This window comes from Bacillus cereus group sp. N31 (assembly GCF_016483245.1).
Classification (GTDB): domain Bacteria; phylum Bacillota; class Bacilli; order Bacillales; family Bacillaceae_G; genus Bacillus_A; species Bacillus_A toyonensis.
The window spans coordinates 23909-46914 of record NZ_JAEHCH010000009.1 but is presented as its reverse complement, the minus strand read 5'-3'; the positions used below and the strand labels follow the sequence as shown (position 1 = coordinate 46914).

The window sequence follows — 23006 nt, the reverse complement described above, 5'->3', positions numbered from 1 at the left end:
TCAATCTCCTTTTGAGTTGTTATGTTATATAAATTACTAATTTATAATTATTATAATCTAGTAATTTGTATAAATCAACCCTTTTGCTGGAATTAATTTGAACAAATTATGAACGGTTGTAAATAAAAGGCCCTATTACGGTGAAGTAATAGGGCCTTTGTTTGTTAAACAGCCTTTTGGTTTTCTTCTACATCCTGCCCATCCCAACACTCTGTATTCTTTAAGCCAGGGATAGAACTTGCAAGGAAGACAGGATCTTTACCTTGTTTCTTTTGCTTAATGTAGTCTACTAATGCTGCATAGGCAAATTTGCTAAGGAATGAGATGGCAATTAAGTTTGTGAATACCATTAGTCCCATAAAGAAATCAGCTAAACTCCAAACAGTTTGAAGGGCAGCGATAGATCCGAAGAACACCATTCCGACAACTGCAACACGATAAATCAGTAACCATGTTTTGCTTTCTTTAATGAATGCGATGTTTGTTTCGCCATAATAGTAGTTTCCTAGTAAAGAACTGAAAGCGAATAGGAAAATAATAATCGCTAAGAAAGTGCTTGCCCACGGTCCAATTTGTGAACTTAATGCTTGCTGTGTTAATTCAATACCTTCTAAATTTGATCCTTTGTAAAGTCCAGAACATAATACGATAAACGCTGTTGATGTACATACTAAGAATGTATCTACGAAAACACCTAATGCTTGAACAAGTCCTTGTTTTACAGGATGAGATACATCAGATGTTGCTGCTGCATTAGGAGAGCTCCCCATACCTGCTTCTGTCGCGAATAAACCGCGTTGGATTCCGAACTTGATAGCTGCTCCAATACCACCAGCGATGGCTTGGTCTAAACCGAATGCACCGTTAAAGATTTCCATGAAAATGCTTGGTAACATATTGAAGTTGTTAATCACGACAAAAATAGCCACACCAATATAAACAATTGCCATTGGGGGAACAATCATTTCTGTAATGCGTGAAATGCTCTTAATACCGCCAAAAATAATAACTGCAACTAATAAAGCTAGTAGGGCTCCTACGATCGTTCGCTCTAATCCGAAAGCATTTTCAAACGCTATTGTTACTGTATTTGCTTGTACTGAATTGAAAATTAATCCGTACGCAACTGTAATAAGAAGTGAAAACCAGACACCCATCCAGCGTTTGTTTAACCCTTTTTCCATGTAATATGCTGGGCCACCACGGAACCTGCTTCCATCTTTTACTTTATAAATTTGCGCGAGCGTACATTCTACAAAACTAGTAGCTGCTCCGAGAATCGCGATAAACCACATCCAAAATATTGCACCAGGTCCTCCCATTGAAATTGCTAATGCTACACCAGCTAAGTTCCCGATACCAATGCGAGCGGCTGCACTTAAGCAAAATGCTTGGAATGGAGAGATGCTATCTTTCTTTTTTTCTTTTCGATTAAACCCTTTACTAATTAAACTGACCATCTCACTGAAATGAGTAATTTGGACAAATTTTAATTTGAAAGAGAAATAAAGACCGAAGCCGATTAGCATTGCAATAAGAATATATGACCATAAAATATTATTCGTTACCTCAAGGAACCTGCTAAAGATATCAACCATATAATACACTTCCTTTTTTCCGTAATAAGAAAATTATATGCAAAAAATATACTAGAATCAATTTTTCTAAAAAATGATGTTACTTAAATGTATTTTATGTTATGATTATGTTACATCGTAATATTTTTAGAATTATTTACATTTTAAAAAACTAAATGTAAAGCGAGAAAGTGGGGATAATTTGAAAGAAGAAACTTTATTGAAAGTAAGCCTTGAGAGTTTAAAAATGAGAAGCAATGTATTTTTTATCGTTACATCTTCAAGTATTTTTCTAGGGGCCACTTATTATTACAATAAAAGATTTCCAAATCATAAGTATCCGGAGTGGTTAGAATTTCTAAAATTGGTTGGATGAACAAAAGACTGAAAAACAGAATATTAAAATAAAATTGTTGAGGAGGAGCTAAATATGAATATTAGAGAAAGTGAACTTCCAGGTATTGGGTATAAATTTCAAATCGTTACGAAAGGTAACGAAAAAATGGTGATTGTGATTCATGATGACGGACGTAGAGAAATGTATCATTTTGATTCAGACCATGAAGAAAGTATTTCTAGTATTTCATTACGTGACTCAGAAGCAAGACAAGTTGCAGCAATATTAGGTGGGATGGTATATAAGCCTAGGGCATTAGAAAATGTTGAGATGGTCTTTGAAGGTTTAGCGATTGAGTGGTTTAAAGTGGAGAATGCAGCTCCAGCAATCGGAAAAACAATTGGTGATCTTGAAATAAGAAAAACGTATAGTGTAACGATAATTGCAGTTATGAAAAAGAATATGAAAAAGCTATTTAATCCAGGACCAGAAACAGTAATTGAAGAAGGCGATATGCTTGTAGTTTCAGGTGAGAGAGAAGAAATTAAAAAAATTATTAATGAGTTACTTTCGAATAGGGGGACTGACTAGATGGATACTTTAATTTTTGAAGTTGGTACAGCTTTAGTTCTAGTGGCAATTGCGGCAGTAATCGCTGGAAAGTTTAAGTTCTCAGTAATTCCTTTTCTAATTGTTCTTGGCATGTTAGTAGGGCCGCACGCACCGACAATAGGTGTTATCGATCTCAAATTTATTGAAAGTGCAAGTGTAATATCCTTCCTTGGAAGAATCGGTGTTCTGTTCCTTCTCTTCTATTTAGGGCTAGAATTTTCGATGAAGAAACTAATTAAATCCGGACGTTCTATTGCGATTGGCGGAACAATCTATATTCTAATTAACTTTTCACTTGGATTATTATACGGGTTTATCATGGGATTCCCATTACTAGAAATCTTAATTATTGCGGGTATTATTACGATTTCTTCTAGTGCCATCGTTGCGAAAGTCTTAGTGGATTTAAGAAGAACTGGTAATAATGAAACCGAACTAATTTTAGGAATTATTATGTTTGAAGATATATTCCTTGCTGTATATTTATCAGTCGTTTCTGGTTTAGTACTTGGGGATCATGCTTCCTTCTTAGGTGCTCTTACTTCAATTGGAATTGCTTTAGGATATATGCTTCTATTCTTTATTGTGGCTAGAAAAGCAACGCCGTTATTAAATAAATTGCTCAATATTAGTTCAGATGAAATCTTTATTATTGTAGTATTTGCTTCGTTATTCTTCATCGCTGGTTTTTCAGAAACAATTCACGTTGCAGAAGCAATCGGAGCACTTCTTTTAGGATTAGTTTTCTCTGAGACAGAGCATAGTGATCGAATTGAACATCTTGTTGTTCCATTTAGAGACTTTTTCGGAGCAATTTTCTTTTTCAGCTTCGGGTTAAGTATCGATCCGTTCTCGTTAGGCGGAGCAATATGGTTAACGCTAGGTGCGGTACTTCTTACGATAATCGGTAACTTTGTAGCAGGGATGATTGCAGGAAGACAAGCTGGATTATCTCATAAAGCTTCTACAAATATTGGATTAACAATCGTTTCAAGAGGAGAATTCTCCATCATTATGGCTAATATCGGTATCGCTGGTGGTTTAATGTCAGTGTTAAAACCATTCTCAGCACTATACGTGCTTATACTATCCATCTTAGGTCCACTTCTGACAAAAGAGTCAAAGAATGTATATAAATTTTTAAATAAAATCTTTAAGTGGGACACGAAGACTAACTAAATTTTAAATAGTAAAAGTACAAGATACTTACTGCTTGTACTTTTATTTTTGGTAACGAAAACAGTAAAGAGAGGTAAATGATGTTAGGAGAGTTGATTCATTCAGTTTTAGTTTTTCTAGAAGGACTTGGTTATTGGGGAATTATGCTTGGATTGATGTTAGAAGTTATTCCGAGTGAAATCGTATTGTCTTATGCAGGCTATTTAGTATCAACAGGAAGCATTACATTTTGGGGAGCTGTTGCGTTCGGGACAATTGGCGGTGTAATCGCACAACTATTTATTTATTGGATTGGTCGATACGGAGGAAGACCTGTTCTTGAGCGATATGGAAAATATATTTTAATTCAGAAGAAGCATATTGATTATGCAGAAGATTGGTTTAATCGTTACGGAACTGGCGTTATCTTTACGGCACGTTTTATTCCTGTTGTGCGTCATGCGATTTCGATACCAGCGGGTATTGCGAAAATGTCACATGCTAAGTTTATTACGCTAACTACATTAGCTGTTATTCCGTGGTCAATTGTGTTTGTATATTTAGGTTTTAAATTAGGAACAGAGTGGGAAAGTATTAATAAAGTAGCTGGGCCATATGTGAAATATTTTGCACTTGCTGCTATTGTTTGCGCAATTGGTTATTTTGTACTAAAAAAAATTATGAAAAAAAAGTAATTATGGAAAAGAACCTATACTAATATAGGTTCTTTTTATTGTCATTTTTCAAAGGGGGAAAGAGTATGTTTAATATTTACCATATTGTGGCATACATATAGAAAAAGAGAGCTTGGAAAGGGGAATAAAAAGAAATGGAACTCCAGTTTCAAAATGTATATCAACAGGTGGAGAATTGGTATGTGTTGGATTCGGAGCTTCCTTGGGATGTCAAAAGGATTAGAGAGGATTTATTTTCTCTTATTGAAGTATGTAAAACGCCAGTTATTTTTTGTGATACGTGTGATGCAAATCATGTACTTCTATCATTAGGGGAAGAGGAAGAGGAGTTTTTATTCCCCGTAGGTGGTTTTTATCATAAAGAAAAACAATTAATTTTCGTTTGTATGTGGGATGAGTATGAGCAAGTACTTAAAACACTACTGCATGAATTTCGCCATGCGATGCAGCATAAGAGAGAAGTATTGTATGTTGGAAGTGAATCGTATGAAGAGAGATGGATTGAGAAAGATGCGAGGAAGTTCGCGGAGAGGAAATTAGATGAATATAAAAATAGAAAATTGATGTAAGCATAGTGGAGAAATAGCGCTATGCTTTCTTTGTTACTTACTAAAAATAAGTAATTGACTTCTATAAAGTTTAGTTCTAAACTAATAGTATGAAACGAGCGAGGTGATGAAATGAAAACAGAAGATAGATTAGGACTACTATTATGGTTTCGTTTATCACGTTTTTATAACAAGAGTATTCGTGAGACGAATCAGCATTTGAAAAAATGGAATGTATCTGCCGCTCAGTTTGATGTACTAGCTCAAGTTGGAGGACATAATCGTTTAACGCAGCAAGAGCTTGGGAAGAAGCTATTTGTTACGAAAGGAAATGTCACGCAGCTTTTAAATAAAATGGAGCAGCTGGACTGGATTGGGCGTGAACAAGAAGGTACTACGAAATATATTTCTTTAACAGAAACGGGAAGAGCTTTATATGAGGAGATCGTCCCGCCCCAGGAAACGTTCCAAGCGGAGCAGTTTCATAAATTAAATATAGAAGAACAAAATCAATTATTAAAATTACTAAAAAAATTACAGTAAGAAACAATTTTAAAGTAAATCTTGAATTCGAGATAATATGAGGTGAAGGATATGTTTAGAAAAGTTGATCATAAAAATATGGGTAGAGCAAATCACGGTTGGTTAAATACACATTTTCATTTTTCCTTTGCTAATTATTACAATCCAAATAATATGAGTTTTGGAGCGTTACGTGTTATTAACGATGATTTAGTAGCGGCACAAACTGGGTTTGATATGCATCCGCACCGCGATATGGAAATCATTTCTTACGTTGTAGATGGTGCCTTAACACATGAAGATAGCATGGGGAATAGAGGAACAATTGAGCGTGGACATGTTCAATATATGAGTGCTGGTACTGGTGTATTTCATAGTGAACATAATTTAGGGAATGAAACATTGCGTTTATTACAAATTTGGATTTTACCAGACCGTGCTGATCATAAACCAAACTACGGTGAGTTTAAATTTGATTGGAGTAAACGTGAAAATGAGTGGTTCCATATGGTTTCCCCAGTGGAAAGTGATGCGCCAATTCAAATTCACCAAGATGCGAATTTATATTCTTTATCGTTAGAGGCTGGAAAAGAAATTCATTTTCCTGTGAAAGAAGGTCGTCAATTGTACCTTGTACAAATTGAAGGAAGTAGTGTGATAAATGGTGAGATACTTGTTATGCGCGATGCGGCAGAAGCAGTAGAAGAAGATATTCATATTCAAGCGAAAGAGCAATCACACTATTTAGCAATTGAGCTAAAAAAATAACAAAATGTTTATAAAAAAGAGGACACCTGATAGGGTGTCCTCTTTTTGCGTGGAATTATCTGAAAAATGTTTCTCAAATTTTTGAAAGAGGTATCAGAGTGAAGATTCAGAATTTTATAAAAGTGTCAAAAATCTTTATGGGAATGGGGAATGTTATAGTGAAAAAGCAAGTCATTTCATCAGCACTAGCGTTAACTGTTATCGCCGGGGGATTTGGAACGTTTGGAGCAACGACAACGAAAGCGGAAGAACAAAAAATTCAATATCATCAAGAATTTAAAACACCTGCATACATAGGTGAAGAATGGAAAGCACCGGAAGGACTAGATAAAAAAGAGACGGTCTTTCAATATTTAGAAAGTAAGAAAGATATGTTTAAATTAGCAGGAAACATTGATAAACATTTCAATGTCGTTGGGGAAGAAAAAGATGCTGAATCTGGTACGACACATGTGAAGTTAGTTGAGAAACATAATAACATTCCTGTGTATGGTTCAGACCAAACTGTTACACTAGATAAAGAGAATAATGTAAAAGCATTCTTCGGACAAGTTATTCCGAATTTAGAGGATAAAAATATTCCTACCTTTGCAAGTATTAGTGCAGAACAAGCAGAAACAATTGCAAAGGCAGATATTGAAAAAGAAGTTGGTAAAGTAAAGAATTATGATGGTGTGAAAAAAGATTTATTTGTGTATGAAAAAGATGGAAACTACTATCTTGCATACTTAGTTAAGGCATCGATTTCAAAACCAGCTCCAGGCTATTGGCATTACTTTGTTGATGCAACAAATGGAAATGTGATTGAGAAATATAATGCTGTAGATAACATTACAGGATTTGGTTACGGAGTATTAGGTGCTAGACAATCATTTGAAATTGCTCAAAATGAGAAGACAGGAGCATTCCATTTATTTGATGGTAAGCGTGGACAAGGTGTTCATACGTTTGATGCAGAGAATATGGATGAAAACTGGTTTAACATATTCTCACAATGGTTTGGATATACAGGTGTCGAAGTAGAAAGTAAAAATAAGTTCTTTGATGACAAAGCAGCGGTTGATGCGCATGTAAATGCAGGGAAAGTATACGATTACTACAAAAAGACATTTAACCGTAACTCTTTCGATGATAAAGGTGCGAAGCTGATTTCCTCTGTTCACGTAGGAGAAAGCTGGAATAACGCAGCTTGGAACGGTATCCAAATGATGTATGGTGATGGAGATGGCAAGACATTTATTCCATTATCTGCTGGCCTAGATGTTATCGGGCACGAATTAACACATGCTGTAACTGAGCATACAGCAAATCTTGTTTATAAAAATGAATCAGGTGCGTTAAATGAATCGTTATCTGATATTATGGGTGTCATGGTTGAGAAGAAGAGCTGGGATTTAGGTGCTGATATTTATACACCTGGTAAACCTGGTGATGCGCTTCGTTCTTTGAAAGATCCAGCATCTATTCCAAACCCATTAAAACCAGGTGAAGGTTACCCAGATCATTACAATAAACGCTATACTGGAACAGCTGATAATGGCGGCGTTCATATTAACAGTAGTATTAACAATAAAGCTGCGTACTTAGTATCTGACGGTGGCACGCATTACGGCGTGAAAGTAACTGGAGTGGGCCGTGAAGCGACAGAAAAAATTTACTACCGTGCTCTTACTAAATATTTAACTGCAAACTCTGACTTTAAAATGATGCGTCAAGCAGCACTTCAGTCAGCAGAAGATTTATATGGTAAAAACTCTAAAGAGTTACAAGCTGTAACGAAAGCTTATGATGCAGTAGGCGTTAAATAATAAGAGAAAAAGACCTGACTATGATGTCAGGTCTTTCTTTATCCAGCAAGCGCTGGATTGGTGTAGGCTGATTAAAGTTTCACTTTATTTAGTCGCGAATACCTAATGCGATTTTCGCCATACGTGACATACGTTCTTTCGACCATGGTGGATTCCAAACGACATTTACTTCTATTTCGTTTACTTCAGGTACGTTCGTTGATAGTACTTTTTTAACGTCTGATACGATTTGACCAGCCATTGGGCAGCCGATAGAAGTCATCGTCATTGTAATGATAGCATTATTATTTTCATCCGCTGTAACGTCATAAACTAATCCAAGATTGATAATATCAACACCTAGTTCAGGATCAATAACAGCTTCTAAGTTTGCATATAATTTTTCTTCAAATGCTTGTTGTGACATGTGTAGCACCCCCTACAGATTAATGATATCGATTCTCATTATAACGGATATATGTATAATGTGCAGGGAATGAGCTCAAAAAAATATTCCTCTTGAAAGAGGAATATTTTTTTGAGCTATTCAGTTTTAAAATGAGATACGAGTTGATCTAATTCTTCAACCGTTTGTTTCATTTGTTTTGCAGTTACTGTCATTTCATTCATAACAATAACTTTCTGCTCAGCAGATTGTGCCGTTGCGGCTGTTTCACTAGATACTTCATTTGAAATAGAAGCGATGTTATTAAGTGAAGCGTTCATTTCTTCAGCGCTTGCAGCCATTTCTTCAGCAGTTGCTGATATGTCTTGCATTTGAGTTGATACTTTATTTACTTGTTCAACAATTGTTGTGAAAGAAGTACCAGCCTCACGAACGACAGTAATGCCTTCAAATGCTTCAGAACGACCTTTAGACATCATAGAACTAGCTGTTTCTGTATCATTTTGAATTTGATTTAGTAATTGGTTAATATCTGTTGCAGCAGTTTTAGATTGTTCCGCAAGTTTACGGACTTCATCAGCTACGACAGCAAATCCTTTTCCTTGCTCACCAGCACGAGCTGCTTCAATAGAAGCGTTTAAAGCAAGTAAGTTTGTTTGCTCAGCGATATTAGAAATAGATTGTACAGCCGTATCAATATATTTCGTATGGGTGATTAGACGTTCGACTACTTCTGATGTAGCATTTACAGCTTCATGTATCGTTGTCATTTGTGAAACAGATTTTTGGATAACAGTACTTCCATCGTTAGCATGTTCAGATGTAGCTACAGCAAGTTCGGCTACAGATGAAGCAGATTCAGCGATGCGTTGAACGCTTATTGCCATATCATCCATCGCAGTTGAGCTTTCTTCCATACTAGAAGTTTGCGATTGAATACTTGAATTTAAGTTGGACATCGAGCTTTGAACTCGTATTGTTGCCTCGCGTGATGTATTAGTCTTTTCTAGCATATTTTCAGAAGCTGTTTGTACTTCTACAGATGTTTTTTGAACACGATTAATGATATGTTGCAGGTTTTCTAACATTTTATTAAACGATGATGCAATTGCACCGATTTCATCATTGCTATTTACTTGTAGACGGGCTGTTAAGTCGCCTTCTTGAGAGGCTAATTCTTTTAGCTTAATATCAATTTGTTGAATTGGTTTTACAAGCTTACCAGAGAACCACCATGCAAGAATAATTGCAGTTACAATACAAATAACAAGTGATAAGAAGACAACATATTCAATTCGTAGTGAAGATTGATCGATTTTTTCAATAGATTGTTCGCGTAATTTAGCTTGTTCATTACTGTAATTTGTGAAATCACCAATTACTTTATAAACAGTACCATTTTCTGTAGAAGCTACTTGTAAAGCTTCTTCCCATTTTTGTTCTTTTGCAAGAGTGAATACTTTCTCTTCAATGAACTTTCTCCAAGTGGATCCTAATTCCATTGTGCTTTTCACGGACTGAGAAGTGTTAGGGTTAGAAAGAAGTTGCCCTTTTGTATCTTCAAGACGTTTACTCATCTCATTAAACTTGTCTAATTCGACTTGATCATGTTGTAGTAAATAACCTCTTAAAGCAGAAAGTTGTACTTGATAAGCGTCTCCGCGCTCTTTCAATTCTGTTGCAAGAGGAGAAATTTCTTTTTGTAATGTTTCAGCTTTATGAGACTGATCCATGGTAAAGAATAAAATAAAAGCTAAGGCAATGCCGAATAAAGCACAAATCGTTCCCATCATGAACATTAGTTTTTTTCTGATACCTATAAAATTCATATGATAAAAAGCCTCCTTTGTGAAATCTTAGTATTAGAATTAATTAATGTAAAAAATTGAAAGAAAGCTTTATTCCAGTAGGAATAAAGCTTTCCTCTTTCCTTTAGGAATTATAGCAGACAGAATGGGAGATAGAAAGAGATATTTTAGCGTGAAAAAAGAGAGACTCTAAATCGCTCTTTCTAACAATTTAGAGTTCGTAGAAGTATAAATGGAATTTTCATTTTAACCATTTGTTTTGAAATGAGAAACGAGCACTTCAAGTTCTTGTACAATTGTTTTCATTTCTGATGATTTTTTAGCAACGATACTCATTTTGTTTACTTGGTCACCAGCTGAAGTTGCTGTTTGTGATGTTTCGGCAGCAACTTCATTTGAAATAGAAGCGATATTATTTAAAGCTGCATTCATTTCTTCAGAACTTGCGGCCATTTCTTCAGCAGTTGCAGACATTTCTTGTATTTGTGTAGATACTTTGTTAATGTGATTAACAATTTCTGAGAATGAAGATCCAGCGGTACGAATGACTGTAATTCCTTCAGAAGCTTCTGACTGACCTTGTGTCATCATGTCATTTGCTATTTTTGTGTCCGTTTGAATTTGATGAAGTAAATGGTTAATATCAGTTGCTGCTAGCTGAGATTGTTCAGCAAGTTTTCGTACTTCATCAGCAACAACAGCGAATCCTTTTCCATGTTCACCAGCACGGGCCGCTTCAATAGAAGCATTTAAAGCGAGTAAATTCGTCTGCTCGGCAATATTAGAAATAGATTGAAGTGCAGTATCAATATGATTCGTATGTGTAATGAGTCGCTCTACCACTTGTGATGTAGCGTTAACAGCTTCATTAATTGTATGCATTTGTGTAATAGATTTCTCAATGACTTTATTTCCATCATCTGCTTTTTCAGAAGTTGTAACAGCTAGGCTAGCGACAGAAGAGGCAGTTTCTGCAATACGCTGAACACTCGTTGCCATATCATCCATCGCGGTTGAACTTTCTTCGATGCTAGAAACTTGGGAACGAATATTGTGCTCAAGAGCATTCATAGTCTCTTTCGTTTTTGCGGTATTTTCCATAGAAGCAGTTGTTTCGATAAATACATTTTCAGAAGCTTCTTTTACACTTGTTGATGTTTGTTGAACTTGCTTTATTATACGCTGTAAGTTAGCAAGCATTTGATTAAAGGAATTTGCAATGTCACCAATTTCATCTTTACTCGTTACGTGTAATCTAGCGGTTAAATCGCCATCTTGAGAAGCTAATTCTTTTAACTTCGCATCAATTTGTCGAATCGGTTTAACGAGTTTACCAGAGAACCACCATGCCAATAGAATAGATGTTAATGTACATGTAATGAGTGAGAAGAAAATAATATATTGAATAAGGGATGAAGAAGACTCTACGTCAGCAATTAATACGTCCCTTTTGTCATTTTCTTCATTTGCATATTTAGTAAAACGACTTAAAAGATCATTTACATAATCTGTTTGAGCAAGAGCAATTTTGGATGCTTCATCCCATTTTCCTTCCCGCGCAAGAGGGAGGACTTCATTATCTACGATGCTGCGCCATTTTGCTCCCATTAAAATGGCCTCTTTCATTCCTTCTGGGAGTTTTTTATCATTTGTTACTTTCTCCCTAGTATCAGCTAGTTTTTTTCCTTCTCGGTTGAATTTATCCAATCCTTTTTGGTCATGTGATAGTAAATATTCTTGTAAACCAGCGACCTGTGCTTGGAACCAATCGCCACGTTCTTTTAAAATCGTTGCTCTTTTCGATACATCATTCTTTAACGTTTCGATTTCACTTGCTTGATGCATCGCAAATGAAAGAATAGCAATAAGAGCAATGCTAAATAAGGAAGAAATGCTTAAGAGTGTGAACAGTAGTTTTTTTCGAATGCTAACATATTTCATCGTTACCCCTACCTTTTAAAACTATTTATTATAATTTATAAATATTTAGAGCGGAATTAATAAAAACATGATTAAGAATTTATTAATCTGTTCCATGAAAATTATAGCAGATAATGGAATATGGCAGATTAATGTGAGTAAATGTTCTTAAAATGTATACATTTGTATATCAAAAAATTCATAAATAAAAATTAGAAATGGTATTGTAATTTGAAATAACATCATGTATACTTCTAATTAGTTGATAACGATTATCAGTATCAACTAAAACATTACTCTTCGTTATGTTGGTCATACCCCTTTTTGACGACGTAAGTCAGAGACAAAATGTTGAAATATCTTGTGTCCTATTCTACAGAATTATGGTAATCTCCAACCTCAACTTATATGCGTAAGCATGCAAAAAGGATCCTATCCGTGAAGGGATCCTTTTTTGCATGTCGTCGCAATTAATGTATATAGACCTGGTATACGTTCTTCAATTCCTTCAGGTGAAGTAGAAGGGAAAACCCACCTTTGATGAGATCCGTGTTCTTCAACTAGCTTTTCAATTTTAAAACGTTCTTCCGCAAGTGTTGTAACAATTTCTCCTAACGTCCAGCGGCGTATGTTTGTTTTCGGTAAAGCCTCTTTCTGCGATTCTGTAAGAAGAATGCTATAAGCAACATCATCTTCAATCAATTCCTTATCGAAATAATTTCCATTGGCCCGAAATGATGGATGATCTATACCTAATAATTTAGTGTAAACAGGATGATAGTCACGAAGGATAAGCATTCCATCTTGTTTAAGTAAGTTAGCAATCTTTTGAAAGAGTGGTTTTAAATCTAAAAAGTAATGAAGTACACCAAGTTCCAGCAATACGACATCAAATGATTCGGAAAGATTTACATCAAGTACATCAGAGACGATGTATTGGATAGAGACACTAGCGGCTTCTGCAAGTTCATTTGCATATTTGGCATTACTCGCTGAAATATCAACAACTGTTACGTCAGATCCTAATAGGGAAAGAGCGACGGCTTTGTTTCCTTTTGACCCGAGTAAATTAATAATACGTTTTCCTTTTGGAGATTGTATGTAAGGTAAATAATGTGCTACTTCGCGTGTGGGCTCTTCCATAATTTTTTTCGCATAATCAACTGGCGCCCCGTGGCGATTCGTCCAAGCTTCATAAGCAGCTGCATTCCAACTTTTTTCATTCATCATGCTTAGTTGCTTTTGATTCAATGTTATCACTCCTTTTGTGAACGTATAGTTATTCTGCAGGGGAAGGAGATTTCCTTTTCTTTTTAAATAAAGTTTGATTTTTCTATAATTAAATCGTAAAATACGTGTTATACGTAAAAGCGTTGAAAAGGAAAAGTAGGATGAAACCATTCTTTCCAGAGAGCTTCGGTAGGTGAGAAGAAGCAAGAATATTCATTTGAACAATGGCCTTTGAGCTTCGTCCTGAACTTATCAAATGATAATAGTAGGCGGCGACGAGAGTTGGTACTCGTTATCAAAACCACAGTATAAGAGCATATAGCTCCGTACTTGTTAAGGCTAATTATGTGAGTGATTGGCGAAATAAGGTGGTACCGCGACTGTTTATACAGCCCCGCCCTTATCTTTTTTAAGATAAGGGCGGGGCTTTTTATATTTTAAAGGAGGAATATAGGATGAGTATTTTTATTGGAGGCGCTTGGCCGTATGCAAATGGTTCGTTACATCTTGGGCATATTGCTAGTTTGTTACCGGGAGATATTTTAGCACGTTATTACAGGGCAAAAGGTGAGAATGTGTTGTATGTTTCAGGAAGTGATTGTAATGGAACACCCATTACAATTAGAGCAAAACAAGAAGGTGTGACGGTGGTAGAAATTGCTGATAAGTATCACGAAGAGTTTGAGCGATGTTTTCGTAGCCTTGGTTTTACTTATGATTGCTATACACGTACAGATAGCGAGCATCATCATGAAACAGTTCAAAAAGTTTTTTTACGTTTATTAGAGGAAGGTTATATTTATAAAAAAACAGTGGAACAAGCATATTGCGAAACGTGTACACAGTTTTTACCAGATCGTTACGTAGAAGGAATTTGTCCTCATTGCCATGAAGCAGCAAGAGGAGATCAATGTGATGCTTGTTCGGCCATTTTAGATCCACTCGATTTGTTAGAAAAGAAATGTAAGTTATGTGGTAGTACGCCATCTGTACAGGAAACAGAGCATTTCTATTTCGCACTGCATACATTTCAGCAACGAATTAAAGAGGCTGTAGAAATCGCAAAACAAAAAGGAACATGGCGTGACAATGCAATTCAGCTAACAGAAAGATATGTAAAAGAAGGGTTGCAAGATAGGGCAGTATCGCGTGATTTACCAGTCGGGGTTCCAATTCCAGTGGCAGGATACGAAGATAAGAAAATTTACGTATGGATTGAAGCAGTGACAGGATATTATTCTGCAAGTAAACATTGGGCTGAAAAAACAGGGAAAGATGACCAAGAGTTTTGGGATAAAGAAACGAAAACGTATTATGTACACGGAAAGGATAATATTCCATTTCACTCTATCATCTGGCCAGCGGTATTACTTGGAATAGGAGAAGAAGCAATTCCTCGTCATATCGTTTCAAATGAGTATTTAACGGTAGAAAAAAGAAAATTATCGACAAGTAAAAACTGGGCAGTATGGGTACCTGATATATTAGAAAGCTATGATCCAGATTCGATCCGTTACTTTTTAACAGTAAATGCACCAGAAAATCGTGATACTGATTTTTCGTGGCGTGAGTTTATTTACAGTCATAATAGTGAATTGTTAGGTGCATATGGGAACTTTGTGAATCGGACATTAAAGTTTATTGAAAAGTACTATGATGGCGTTGTACCGAAGGGAACTATTCATGTAGAGCTGAAAGAGAAGATAGAAGGATTATATATAAATGTAGGAGAATCAATTGAGCAAACTAAATTTAAAGTGGCTCTAGAAACAATATTTGATGCAGTACGTTTTGCAAATAAATACTTTGACGAAAAGCAGCCTTGGAAACAAAGAGAAGATGATCCAGTTTCATGTGAAGAAACGATTTATAATTGTGTTTATCTTATCGCTAATTTTGCAAATCTCCTTGAACCATTTTTACCATTTTCAAGTGAAAGAGTTCGAAACACATTGTCGATTGTTAAACGAAATTGGGAACCTCAAAATATGTTGCCGAATAAAATTGATAGCGTACAGCCATTATTTGAGCGAATTGATGTAAAAAAAATTGAGCATGAGATAGAGAAACTGTATGGAGCGGTAAAGTGAACGAGAGAGAAAAGACCTTTCAAGTAAATGAAAGGTCTTTTCTTATGCACTATGCACACGATTATGTTTGTTTTCTTTTCTATACGTAAGGAGCTGAGGAGTGAAAATACCAAACAATATAAATATAATTCCAATCCACTGCATAAGCGTTACAACTTCATGTACAAGTGTTATAGAAGCGATAATGGCCGTTGGTAATTCAGCTGCACCTAATATTGTACCAAGTCCTATTCCGACTTTCGGTACGCCAATTGAAAAACAAATGACAGGTACGACAACGCCGAATAATCCGAGGAAGAAAGCATATTTCCATAGACCGGCTTGCAGGGCACCATCTGTTAAAAAGGTTGGCGGGAAGAATAGGCAGACGATAAGGGTAGCACTTGTTGTCATGAGAAAGCTTTTCGTATAAGGTGGAACATCTGTAGCAACGCGTCCACTTGCAAAAACATAGAATGAAAAAGAGACAGCAGCTAATAGTCCAAAGATAATACCTTTCGTAGAAAAACCTTCTCCTAGCCCTTCAAAGACACCGCCAGCAAACAACGTACCAGTGAATAAAATGATGATAGATATAACTTTTTCACGGCTTGGAAACGTTCGATTTGCAATAGCCTCGATGACTACTCCGATCCATGTGAACTGGAAGAGTAGAACGACAGCGATAGATGCTGGCAGTTCTTCTACAGAAATAGCATAGAAAATACCAGTCATACTCATTGTTGTGCCGACTGTTAATAATGACAAGAATTGCTTTTTTGTTACTTTATGGCGTGAAAAGAAAAGAACGAGCAGAAGTAGTCCAATCCATCCGAAGACATATTGTCCCCCTAATAGTTGATGTGCTGAAAATCCGTTAATAAATCCGAGTTTGAAAATAGTTGAAAGCACGCCGTAGCTACAAGCACCGAGTAAAACGAGTAGTGAATACTTAAACTTCTCCATAAAAATCCTCCTTTTAAAATAAAAAACGCCCGCTATCCAAATAAGGACAACGGGCGAACGAAACAGAGTAACATACTCTACAAAATTCCGCCATTCATACAAAGTATGAATTTGGGGTATGAAATTACAATAGGTTTTACATTGCCTTTGGGAATACAATGGAGCATTTTACACCTTGAGGTGTGTTTTGTATTCCATAAGGAAACTGATGTTTATCTAATATTTGTTTTACAATATATAACCCAAGACCACTACCTTGTACTAAGCCATGTTTGTCAGGATTTGCGCGATAGAATGGCTCAAATAAATGGGCAAGTTTATCTTCATCAATTTGAGAACCTGTATTTAATACTTCTAATGCGTAACCGTTTGGCTTTTCATAAAGCTTTATATATACATGCTGATGGTCAATTGTATAATGAATTGCGTTTGAAATAATGTTAAAAATAGCAGTTTGCATAAATTTAGGATCAGCTAAAATTTGTACATCTTGTTTAATGTTAGATTGAACATTTAATTGTTTTACAGATACAAAATAATCTACTTTCTTTATAACGTCCTCAATAATATTAGTCAATGAGATAACTTTTAAATTGGGTTTAAATTGAGGGTTTTGTATTTTGGATAATTCTGACACCTTTTCCGTTAATATGTTAATATCTTGCATCATCTCATATGAACGTTTTAAATATTTATCTCTATCTTTATAAGCGCCAATTCCGTGAATCATGCCATCGAGTTGTCCCATAACGGCTGCGATTGGTGTTTTTAATTCATGGGATATCATAGACATAAATTCTTTACGAGATTGTTCTAATTGTTGTTCCTTCTTGATTTCATTTCTTAAATCTTGATTGCTTTCATGTAAATTTTTCACAATAGTAGGTACTTGTGAGGCAGCTACTTGCAAATTAAAATCTGTTTGATCTGTATTTTTGTTAAGTAGCTTTTTATCTGAGAAATCAAGATTCATAATATCTTTTAAAGCATCGCTCATATATTGGAAAGGTTTGGCGATTATTTTTGCGTAGATTAAAGATCCAAGCAGAGATAATGCAAGCATTGTCGCCCCAATATGTGGAGCTAATTGCTGTAACACATCTGTTAACGATGGATTATCATGTGTATCATTTGTTTTACTTGCTGCATTTTGTGTATGTAAGGCATCATTGTTAGTAACTTGCTTTTCCGCTTCTGTAAGTGAAGACGTTGTGTTACTTTTCCCCGGAATATTTTGTGCATGTTCTTTTGCTTTTGCAGTTTGGCTAGGCTGCAAAAGATGATTGATGGCTGTAGAGAGTGTATTCATGTCTATTTGAGAAGATTGAAAATTAGAGATGCTACTCTCTGACACAGCTTTATTTTGCTTTGTTTTACTTTGGTCGTTTTGTTTGTCTGATTCCGCTTGTTCCGCAGTTTGCGTTTCAGACGCTTTCAAACGATCTTTATCGTAATTTGAGGCTAGAAAATAAATAATTTGATAAAGACAAAGTGATAACAAAATACAAAATAATAAGGTTTTGATGAATATATTTTTGGTGATGTTGTCTTTGCTACGATTCGATTTTGTAGCCAATGCCTTTCACCGTTTTAATATAAGGAATTTCTAATTTTTTTCGTAAGTTTTTAATATGTGTATCTATTACTCTCACATCACCATAATGTTCATAGCCCCATACCTTATTCAACAAATCACTTCTTGATAGTACTTTTCCCCGATTTTGCAGTAAAGTATATATAATTTCAAATTCTTTTGTAGTCAATTCAATTTGATTACCATGAACATAAGCGGCATATGCTGTAGAATTTAACATCAATTCATGGAATTGTAGTATAGTTGCAGCTTCTGCTTCCTTCGTTGCTGCTCTTCTTAATACAGCTTCTACACGTTTTATAAATACGGTGTAATGGAACGGTTTTGTAATATAGTCATCAATACCTAACTCAAATCCTTTAATTTCACTTTCTTCATTATGTAAGCCTGTTAACATAATGATTGGTACATCAGATTGTCCTCGCATAATTTTACAAATACTATAGCCATCTATATCTGGTAACATTACATCGAGGAGGACAAGATCGTATGAATTTTTTTGGAAAAGAAGGATGCCTTCTGTACCAGCACCAACTACATCAACAGTAAAGTTTTGTGCCATTAGAAATTCACGAATAAGTTCTTGTATATCTGGGTTGTCTTCAATCACCAGTATATGCGTCATAGTAACACCTCCTAAATAACGCTTTTTACTGCAATATTCGAATTCATCATTTTTCGGATGACTCAGATTGTTTATACATATAATAAGCCCCCGCTATAAAATATTAATGAAAGTAGCAAGGGGGATTGTTTAGTGTCACTGAATATTTCAGAATTACAGTAGTTCTATTATAGTATGTATTGTAAAATTTATAAAATATTATAACTGTATAATTTTAATATCCATGTTTATCAATGTTACGATGATGTTGAACGCAATCTATTTTTATTATATATGTAAATACAGTTGTTTTGCTACTGTAAATGAATAAATAAAATAAGCCAAGACATAAAATTCTTGGCTACACGTAAATCTTGTTCTTAGGTTAATTTACAGTGACAGTAGCTTGCTGCTGAATGCGCTCAAATAACCAGTGAATATCATTGTTAAACATACGAATACAACCAAGTGTTGTTGCTTTCCCGATTGCTTGATTATTGTTAGTTCCATGAATCGCATACGTTGTTCCGTAAGTTCCTGCCATATTTAATCCGAGCCAGCGGTCCCCAAGTGGATTACGTGGATCGCCGCCTTTAATTTTTCCTGTATAGTAAGGACGGTTTTTAATTTTATTTACGATTTGAAAAGTACCTTTAGGTGTTGGTGTTGCTGCTTTTCCAGTAGCGACAGTGAAACTTTTTATGAATTTTCCATCTTGATAATAATCCATTTTATTTAGTTGTGTGTTTACGATAAGTTGATCTTTCGTTGTAGCTGCTTCTGTAGTAGTGAATGGAAGAGTTAAAAATCCTAATGATAATAGCGCACTTAATAATAGTTTTTTCATTATATTCTCCTTTTACTTCTTGTAGTAGTCTTACATACAATGAATTTGTAATCCTCGTAATGCTTGATTGACATTTTCATCTAATGTTTCAAAGAAGGTAGTAATCTTTGGATTGCATTTGTTGTTTTTATCAATAAGTAATCTTTCATTTAATAAAAGCTCACCATGTAGTCCAAAACTTTGAACTTGAATATTTAGTTCATCTTCAGTTTCAGAAATAATCGGTAAGAAATAGTGAAAAGCTTTCGTTGGAATGATGTAGCTTTTGCCAATCATGCTTTCTTGATTTGAATTCACCCATTTTCTAGTGACAATCTTAATGTTCTTTTTTGAAACGATAAAAGACAGCGTAGTAGATTTTGTTAAACTTACGTCAAATTCATTTGTTTCACATATTTGTAAATTAAAAACGGTTTCATTTTGATGAGATTCAACATTCGTATTAATAAAATCGTGCATTTTATAAGCTTCCATTTCTTATTCACCCTTTTTTCAATTTCGAAAAGCGACTTATATTTATTCAATTTAATGTTTAGTCATATATTAGCTAAATTTTTCAACAAATTCCGATATAATCTTACAATACGTATATGAAGCTAATATGAAGTTCGTATGAGTTTGTGGTGGTTTTTTATAGAGAACAAAATAAGATAGTTTTTTAGTGTTAAAAATTGGATGGAAAATGTATATTAATGGATTTCATTCGCGTGATATATAGTTGTTAGCTTATTTTTAAATGCTAATAGATATAAGTAAATAGAGAACAAAAAATTTTAGTGTGAGCCTTACAAAAATGTAATAAAAATGTAAGCTATTGTGATAGTTATTTCGACATTTTTTTTATACAATAATAGTAAGAAGTTGTACGTGACTGAAAGGAGAGATGACATGGAATGGGTTCATGAATTATTTCAGCAATACGGGTATTATGTTGTACTTGTCGGCTTGCTGTTAGAATATATTGCGCTTCCGTTTCCAGGAGAGCCAACATTAGCATATGCGGGATTTTTAGCACAGAAGGGTGATTTAAGTTTACCAATTTTAATTATCTTATCCTTTATTGGGACAAGTGTAGGAATGACGATTCAATACTTTTTAGGAAATAAATTAGGTATGCCTTTCGTTCAAAAATATGGGAAATACGTATTTTTAACACAAAGAAAAATCGACTTAACAAGAATGTGGTTCGATAAGTATGGGTACTTCCTAATCTTTATCGGTTTCTTTATTCCTGGTGTACGCCATTTTACAGGATACTTTGCAGGAATTATTAATCTACCATTTCGTCGTTTTGCGATTACAATTTATTCAGGTGCTCTGTTTTGGGTATCATTCTTCTTAATCGGTGGTTACTGGTTAGGTGGAAACTTACATGATATTTTTGGAGTGCTAGAAGGTCATATTGGTAAAATCATTTTTGGAGTTATCGTAATCGTAGCAATTACGCTAGGCATTCGTTTCCGTAAACAGTTAAAACGAGTATTGTTACAAAACGCAAGTTAATATGGAATCCATTCTATGTCAAAATTTAGGAAGGCAGTGCAAAAGCACTGCCTTTTTTATTTTATCCCGCTATTTGTCGGGCTGCCCGTAAAAGTCCGATTGGTCAGGGCTGATAATCAGTGGGGGATGAACAAAACCCCACTGATTAAAGTTTCATTTTATGTTCCAATCTATTTTTAACTTTCCTTTTAGCTGATTTCCGCTAACTATAATGTAATAAGTTCCTGTCTTAATTGCCGCGAACTGGTATGTATTAGGTCCAGCTGGAGCTAAATAATTTTCTTCCTCTTGAAATTCACTAGCCATTTTTATGTCCCCCATGTAGCCATTCGAATTTTCAGCTCGTGATTCAATGGTGAATTCTAATATGTCCCCTCGTTTTAGTTCAATTGGGACTTTATGTTCACCACTAAAATGTTGAAAAGATGCTTCGAAAGAGTTATCTGTTTTTGTTTCGACCCATTGTTCTTTTGATGTTCCAAACCTTTCTAAATCTACTAAGTTAATTGTGATAAATATAATAAACATAATGCTTGGTACGAAATATTGTAGCCACTTAAATTTTGTTGCTATAACTGTACATAAATAGAAAGAAAGAGAACATACTGCACCAATTGATCCGAGGAACAAGAACTGTATTAGACTAGCTTCTTTAAATGTTAGGAAGGGAAGAAAAAATAAATAGCCGCAAAAAATATAAAGTAATAATGTCTTCAGTCTTGTATGTGTTTTTAATTTCAATTTATCGATGCAAATAGAACAAAAAAATGCATATGCAGCAAGAATAGGAACGAAGGGAACATATAGCAGTTCTCGTAATCCAGCTAAGAAACTATATAATGTTTGTTGACTAGTTGTTAAGAGAAGCGTGCTAATAAGCAATAATAATAAGAAAGTCACTGTAAGCTTAGTAAGAATATAGGAAAAAGTAGATATTTTATTCATATGTCACTTCCTTTGTTTAATATTTCACATTCATTATATAGGTTATTTTCATCATAATATATCCTTATTTTTGTCAATTATTATAGTCGTAATGACAATTATAATTGACAAAAATAAGGATATTATTTACAATTTTAATTAAATAAATGAAAAAGAGGGAAGATATGAAGCTTCAAAATCGAGTGAGGGAATTGCGAGCAAAGCATCGTTTATCACAAGGGGATTTAGGGAAAGCGATTGGCTCATCACGGCAAACGATTAGTTTAATTGAGCGTGGGGATTATGCACCATCTATTGTATTGTCGTTAAAAATCGCAAAAATTTTCAATGTACCGGTGGAGGAAATATTCACGTTAGTGGAGGGGGAAGAGGACGATGAAGAGTAAACGAAAAAAACAATTTGATTTTGTGGGAAAAATAGCATTAAGTATGATGGGTGGTTTTTTAACATCTTATATAGCTTTAGATTTACTCTCGGATGAACCGAGAAAATTATCATCTAATCTATTTATAGGTGTATGTACTATTTTTGGAATTTTAATGATGTACTACACTTGGAAGAATACACGTATGTTAGCGGAAGCACGCGATGAAGAAGAGAGCGTACAAGGCAGAAAATTAGGTATTATAAGTATATATTTACGTGTAGGTGATATAGTTACGCAGGCATGGTTTGTATATGCAGTTATTACATGTAGACGTGCACTGGTGCAGGATACAAATGTTTCATTTGCGGTGTGGAATTTAGTAGCTTCTATTGTCTGTTTAACTACTGTAGTGATTATCGGGCTCATAACAAAAAATCGTTATAATAAGCTATATCCTGAACAAGGTGTAACATATATGGAATCTATGGAAATGTGGACGAAAAACGCAGATGAAGGATTAAAACACATTGTGCATGAGGCTGGATATAAAGCGTATGAATTTACGAATACAATATTGGCATATGTATGGTGGGCTGCCGTTATATATACAGCGGCTAGTAATATTGATTTTGTATTAATTGGCTTAATCTCATTTATTTGGATATTGCATCTCGGAAAATTCATGTACGAAATGCAGAGGAAAATGATTTATTAAGGAGAGAAAAGAGTGGATATTTTAAGA

General features: G+C 34.8%; 22 protein-coding genes and 1 other annotated feature. Of the genes, 11 read left to right on the top strand and 11 right to left on the bottom strand.

What is annotated here, in order from left to right; genetic code table 11:
* Nucleotides 1-164 precede the first annotated feature (164 nt).
* A complete protein-coding gene (locus JDS81_RS13415; protein ID WP_097954404.1) occupies nucleotides 165-1598 on the bottom strand; it encodes an alanine/glycine:cation symporter family protein in 1434 nt (477 codons plus the stop codon).
* A 409-nt stretch (nucleotides 1599-2007) separates the two neighbouring features.
* Between JDS81_RS13415 and JDS81_RS13410 the strand changes: the two genes are divergently transcribed.
* The 7 genes from JDS81_RS13410 to nprB all read left to right on the top strand — a co-directional run bounded on the left by JDS81_RS13410 (nucleotide 2008) and on the right by nprB (nucleotide 8025).
* The gene (locus JDS81_RS13410; RefSeq protein ID WP_001026079.1) at nucleotides 2008-2505 is read left to right on the top strand and encodes a cation:proton antiporter regulatory subunit; all 498 of its coding nucleotides are present in this window, start codon (nucleotides 2008-2010) and stop codon (nucleotides 2503-2505) included.
* A complete protein-coding gene (locus tag JDS81_RS13405; RefSeq protein ID WP_000380223.1) occupies nucleotides 2506-3705 on the top strand; it encodes a cation:proton antiporter in 1200 nt (399 codons plus the stop codon). It abuts the gene before it with no gap.
* Nucleotides 3706-3785: 80 nt separating this feature from the next.
* The gene (gene uptA / locus JDS81_RS13400; RefSeq protein ID WP_097954405.1) at nucleotides 3786-4379 is read left to right on the top strand and encodes an undecaprenyl phosphate transporter UptA; all 594 of its coding nucleotides are present in this window, start codon (nucleotides 3786-3788) and stop codon (nucleotides 4377-4379) included.
* Between the two features lie 134 nt (nucleotides 4380-4513).
* On the top strand, nucleotides 4514-4948 hold the full coding sequence (locus JDS81_RS13395; protein WP_000422812.1) for a DUF3920 family protein: 435 nt from the start codon (nucleotides 4514-4516) through the stop codon (nucleotides 4946-4948).
* 111 nt (nucleotides 4949-5059) lie between these two features.
* A complete protein-coding gene (locus tag JDS81_RS13390) occupies nucleotides 5060-5470 on the top strand; it encodes a MarR family winged helix-turn-helix transcriptional regulator (RefSeq protein WP_000845485.1) in 411 nt (136 codons plus the stop codon).
* 51 nt (nucleotides 5471-5521) lie between these two features.
* Nucleotides 5522-6217, top strand: a complete 696-nt coding sequence (locus tag JDS81_RS13385) for a pirin family protein (protein ID WP_097954406.1) — start codon at nucleotides 5522-5524, stop codon at nucleotides 6215-6217.
* Nucleotides 6218-6375: 158 nt separating this feature from the next.
* Nucleotides 6376-8025, top strand: a complete 1650-nt coding sequence (nprB, locus tag JDS81_RS13380) for a neutral protease NprB (RefSeq protein ID WP_000745149.1) — start codon at nucleotides 6376-6378, stop codon at nucleotides 8023-8025.
* 88 nt (nucleotides 8026-8113) lie between these two features.
* Here the strand turns inward: nprB and JDS81_RS13375 are convergent, their stop codons facing one another.
* The 4 genes from JDS81_RS13375 to JDS81_RS13360 all read right to left on the bottom strand — a co-directional run bounded on the left by JDS81_RS13375 (nucleotide 8114) and on the right by JDS81_RS13360 (nucleotide 13539).
* Nucleotides 8114-8431 carry a metal-sulfur cluster assembly factor gene (locus JDS81_RS13375; protein ID WP_000082520.1) on the bottom strand — a complete coding sequence of 106 codons (318 nt, stop codon included), beginning with the start codon at nucleotides 8429-8431 and terminating at the stop codon, nucleotides 8114-8116.
* Between the two features lie 116 nt (nucleotides 8432-8547).
* Nucleotides 8548-10239 carry a methyl-accepting chemotaxis protein gene (locus JDS81_RS13370; RefSeq protein ID WP_001009246.1) on the bottom strand — a complete coding sequence of 564 codons (1692 nt, stop codon included), beginning with the start codon at nucleotides 10237-10239 and terminating at the stop codon, nucleotides 8548-8550.
* Nucleotides 10240-10464: 225 nt separating this feature from the next.
* Entirely contained in the window at nucleotides 10465-12159 is a 1695-nt protein-coding gene (locus JDS81_RS13365; RefSeq protein WP_097954407.1) for a methyl-accepting chemotaxis protein, read from the bottom strand.
* A 411-nt stretch (nucleotides 12160-12570) separates the two neighbouring features.
* A complete protein-coding gene (locus JDS81_RS13360; RefSeq protein ID WP_142311361.1) occupies nucleotides 12571-13539 on the bottom strand; it encodes a class I SAM-dependent methyltransferase in 969 nt (322 codons plus the stop codon).
* Nucleotides 13503-13773: a binding site (T-box leader), on the top strand. (Overlaps the previous gene by 37 nt.)
* Nucleotides 13774-13823: 50 nt before the next feature.
* Between JDS81_RS13360 and metG the strand changes: the two genes are divergently transcribed.
* On the top strand, nucleotides 13824-15458 hold the full coding sequence (gene metG, locus JDS81_RS13355) for a methionine--tRNA ligase (protein WP_097954409.1): 1635 nt from the start codon (nucleotides 13824-13826) through the stop codon (nucleotides 15456-15458).
* Between the two features lie 42 nt (nucleotides 15459-15500).
* Here metG and JDS81_RS13350 read toward each other — a convergent pair whose 3' ends face one another.
* The 5 genes from JDS81_RS13350 to JDS81_RS13330 all read right to left on the bottom strand — a co-directional run bounded on the left by JDS81_RS13350 (nucleotide 15501) and on the right by JDS81_RS13330 (nucleotide 19922).
* The gene (locus tag JDS81_RS13350; protein ID WP_097954410.1) at nucleotides 15501-16403 is read right to left on the bottom strand and encodes an EamA family transporter; all 903 of its coding nucleotides are present in this window, start codon (nucleotides 16401-16403) and stop codon (nucleotides 15501-15503) included.
* A 136-nt stretch (nucleotides 16404-16539) separates the two neighbouring features.
* Entirely contained in the window at nucleotides 16540-17979 is a 1440-nt protein-coding gene (locus JDS81_RS13345; RefSeq protein ID WP_000201945.1) for a sensor histidine kinase, read from the bottom strand.
* Nucleotides 17957-18622, bottom strand: coding sequence for a response regulator transcription factor (locus JDS81_RS13340; protein ID WP_000148832.1), 666 nt, complete (start codon nucleotides 18620-18622; stop codon nucleotides 17957-17959). The genes JDS81_RS13345 and JDS81_RS13340 overlap by 23 nt, the downstream gene beginning before the upstream one ends.
* Nucleotides 18623-18986: 364 nt before the next feature.
* Nucleotides 18987-19448 carry a L,D-transpeptidase gene (locus JDS81_RS13335; protein WP_097954411.1) on the bottom strand — a complete coding sequence of 154 codons (462 nt, stop codon included), beginning with the start codon at nucleotides 19446-19448 and terminating at the stop codon, nucleotides 18987-18989.
* 30 nt (nucleotides 19449-19478) lie between these two features.
* Entirely contained in the window at nucleotides 19479-19922 is a 444-nt protein-coding gene (locus tag JDS81_RS13330) for a DUF3978 family protein (protein WP_000388766.1), read from the bottom strand.
* Between the two features lie 414 nt (nucleotides 19923-20336).
* Between JDS81_RS13330 and JDS81_RS13325 the strand changes: the two genes are divergently transcribed.
* Nucleotides 20337-20951 (top strand): DedA family protein, encoded by a 615-nt coding sequence (locus JDS81_RS13325; RefSeq protein ID WP_000455364.1) that lies wholly within the window; start codon nucleotides 20337-20339, stop codon nucleotides 20949-20951.
* Between the two features lie 153 nt (nucleotides 20952-21104).
* Here JDS81_RS13325 and JDS81_RS13320 read toward each other — a convergent pair whose 3' ends face one another.
* On the bottom strand, nucleotides 21105-21896 hold the full coding sequence (locus tag JDS81_RS13320; RefSeq protein ID WP_097954412.1) for a hypothetical protein: 792 nt from the start codon (nucleotides 21894-21896) through the stop codon (nucleotides 21105-21107).
* A 164-nt stretch (nucleotides 21897-22060) separates the two neighbouring features.
* Here JDS81_RS13320 and JDS81_RS13315 point away from each other — a divergent pair, with 164 nt between their 5' ends.
* The gene (locus JDS81_RS13315; protein WP_000776158.1) at nucleotides 22061-22282 is read left to right on the top strand and encodes a helix-turn-helix transcriptional regulator; all 222 of its coding nucleotides are present in this window, start codon (nucleotides 22061-22063) and stop codon (nucleotides 22280-22282) included.
* A complete protein-coding gene (locus JDS81_RS13310) occupies nucleotides 22272-22979 on the top strand; it encodes a DUF3169 family protein (RefSeq protein ID WP_097954413.1) in 708 nt (235 codons plus the stop codon). The genes JDS81_RS13315 and JDS81_RS13310 overlap by 11 nt, the downstream gene beginning before the upstream one ends.
* The last annotated feature ends 27 nt before the right edge of the window (nucleotides 22980-23006 follow it).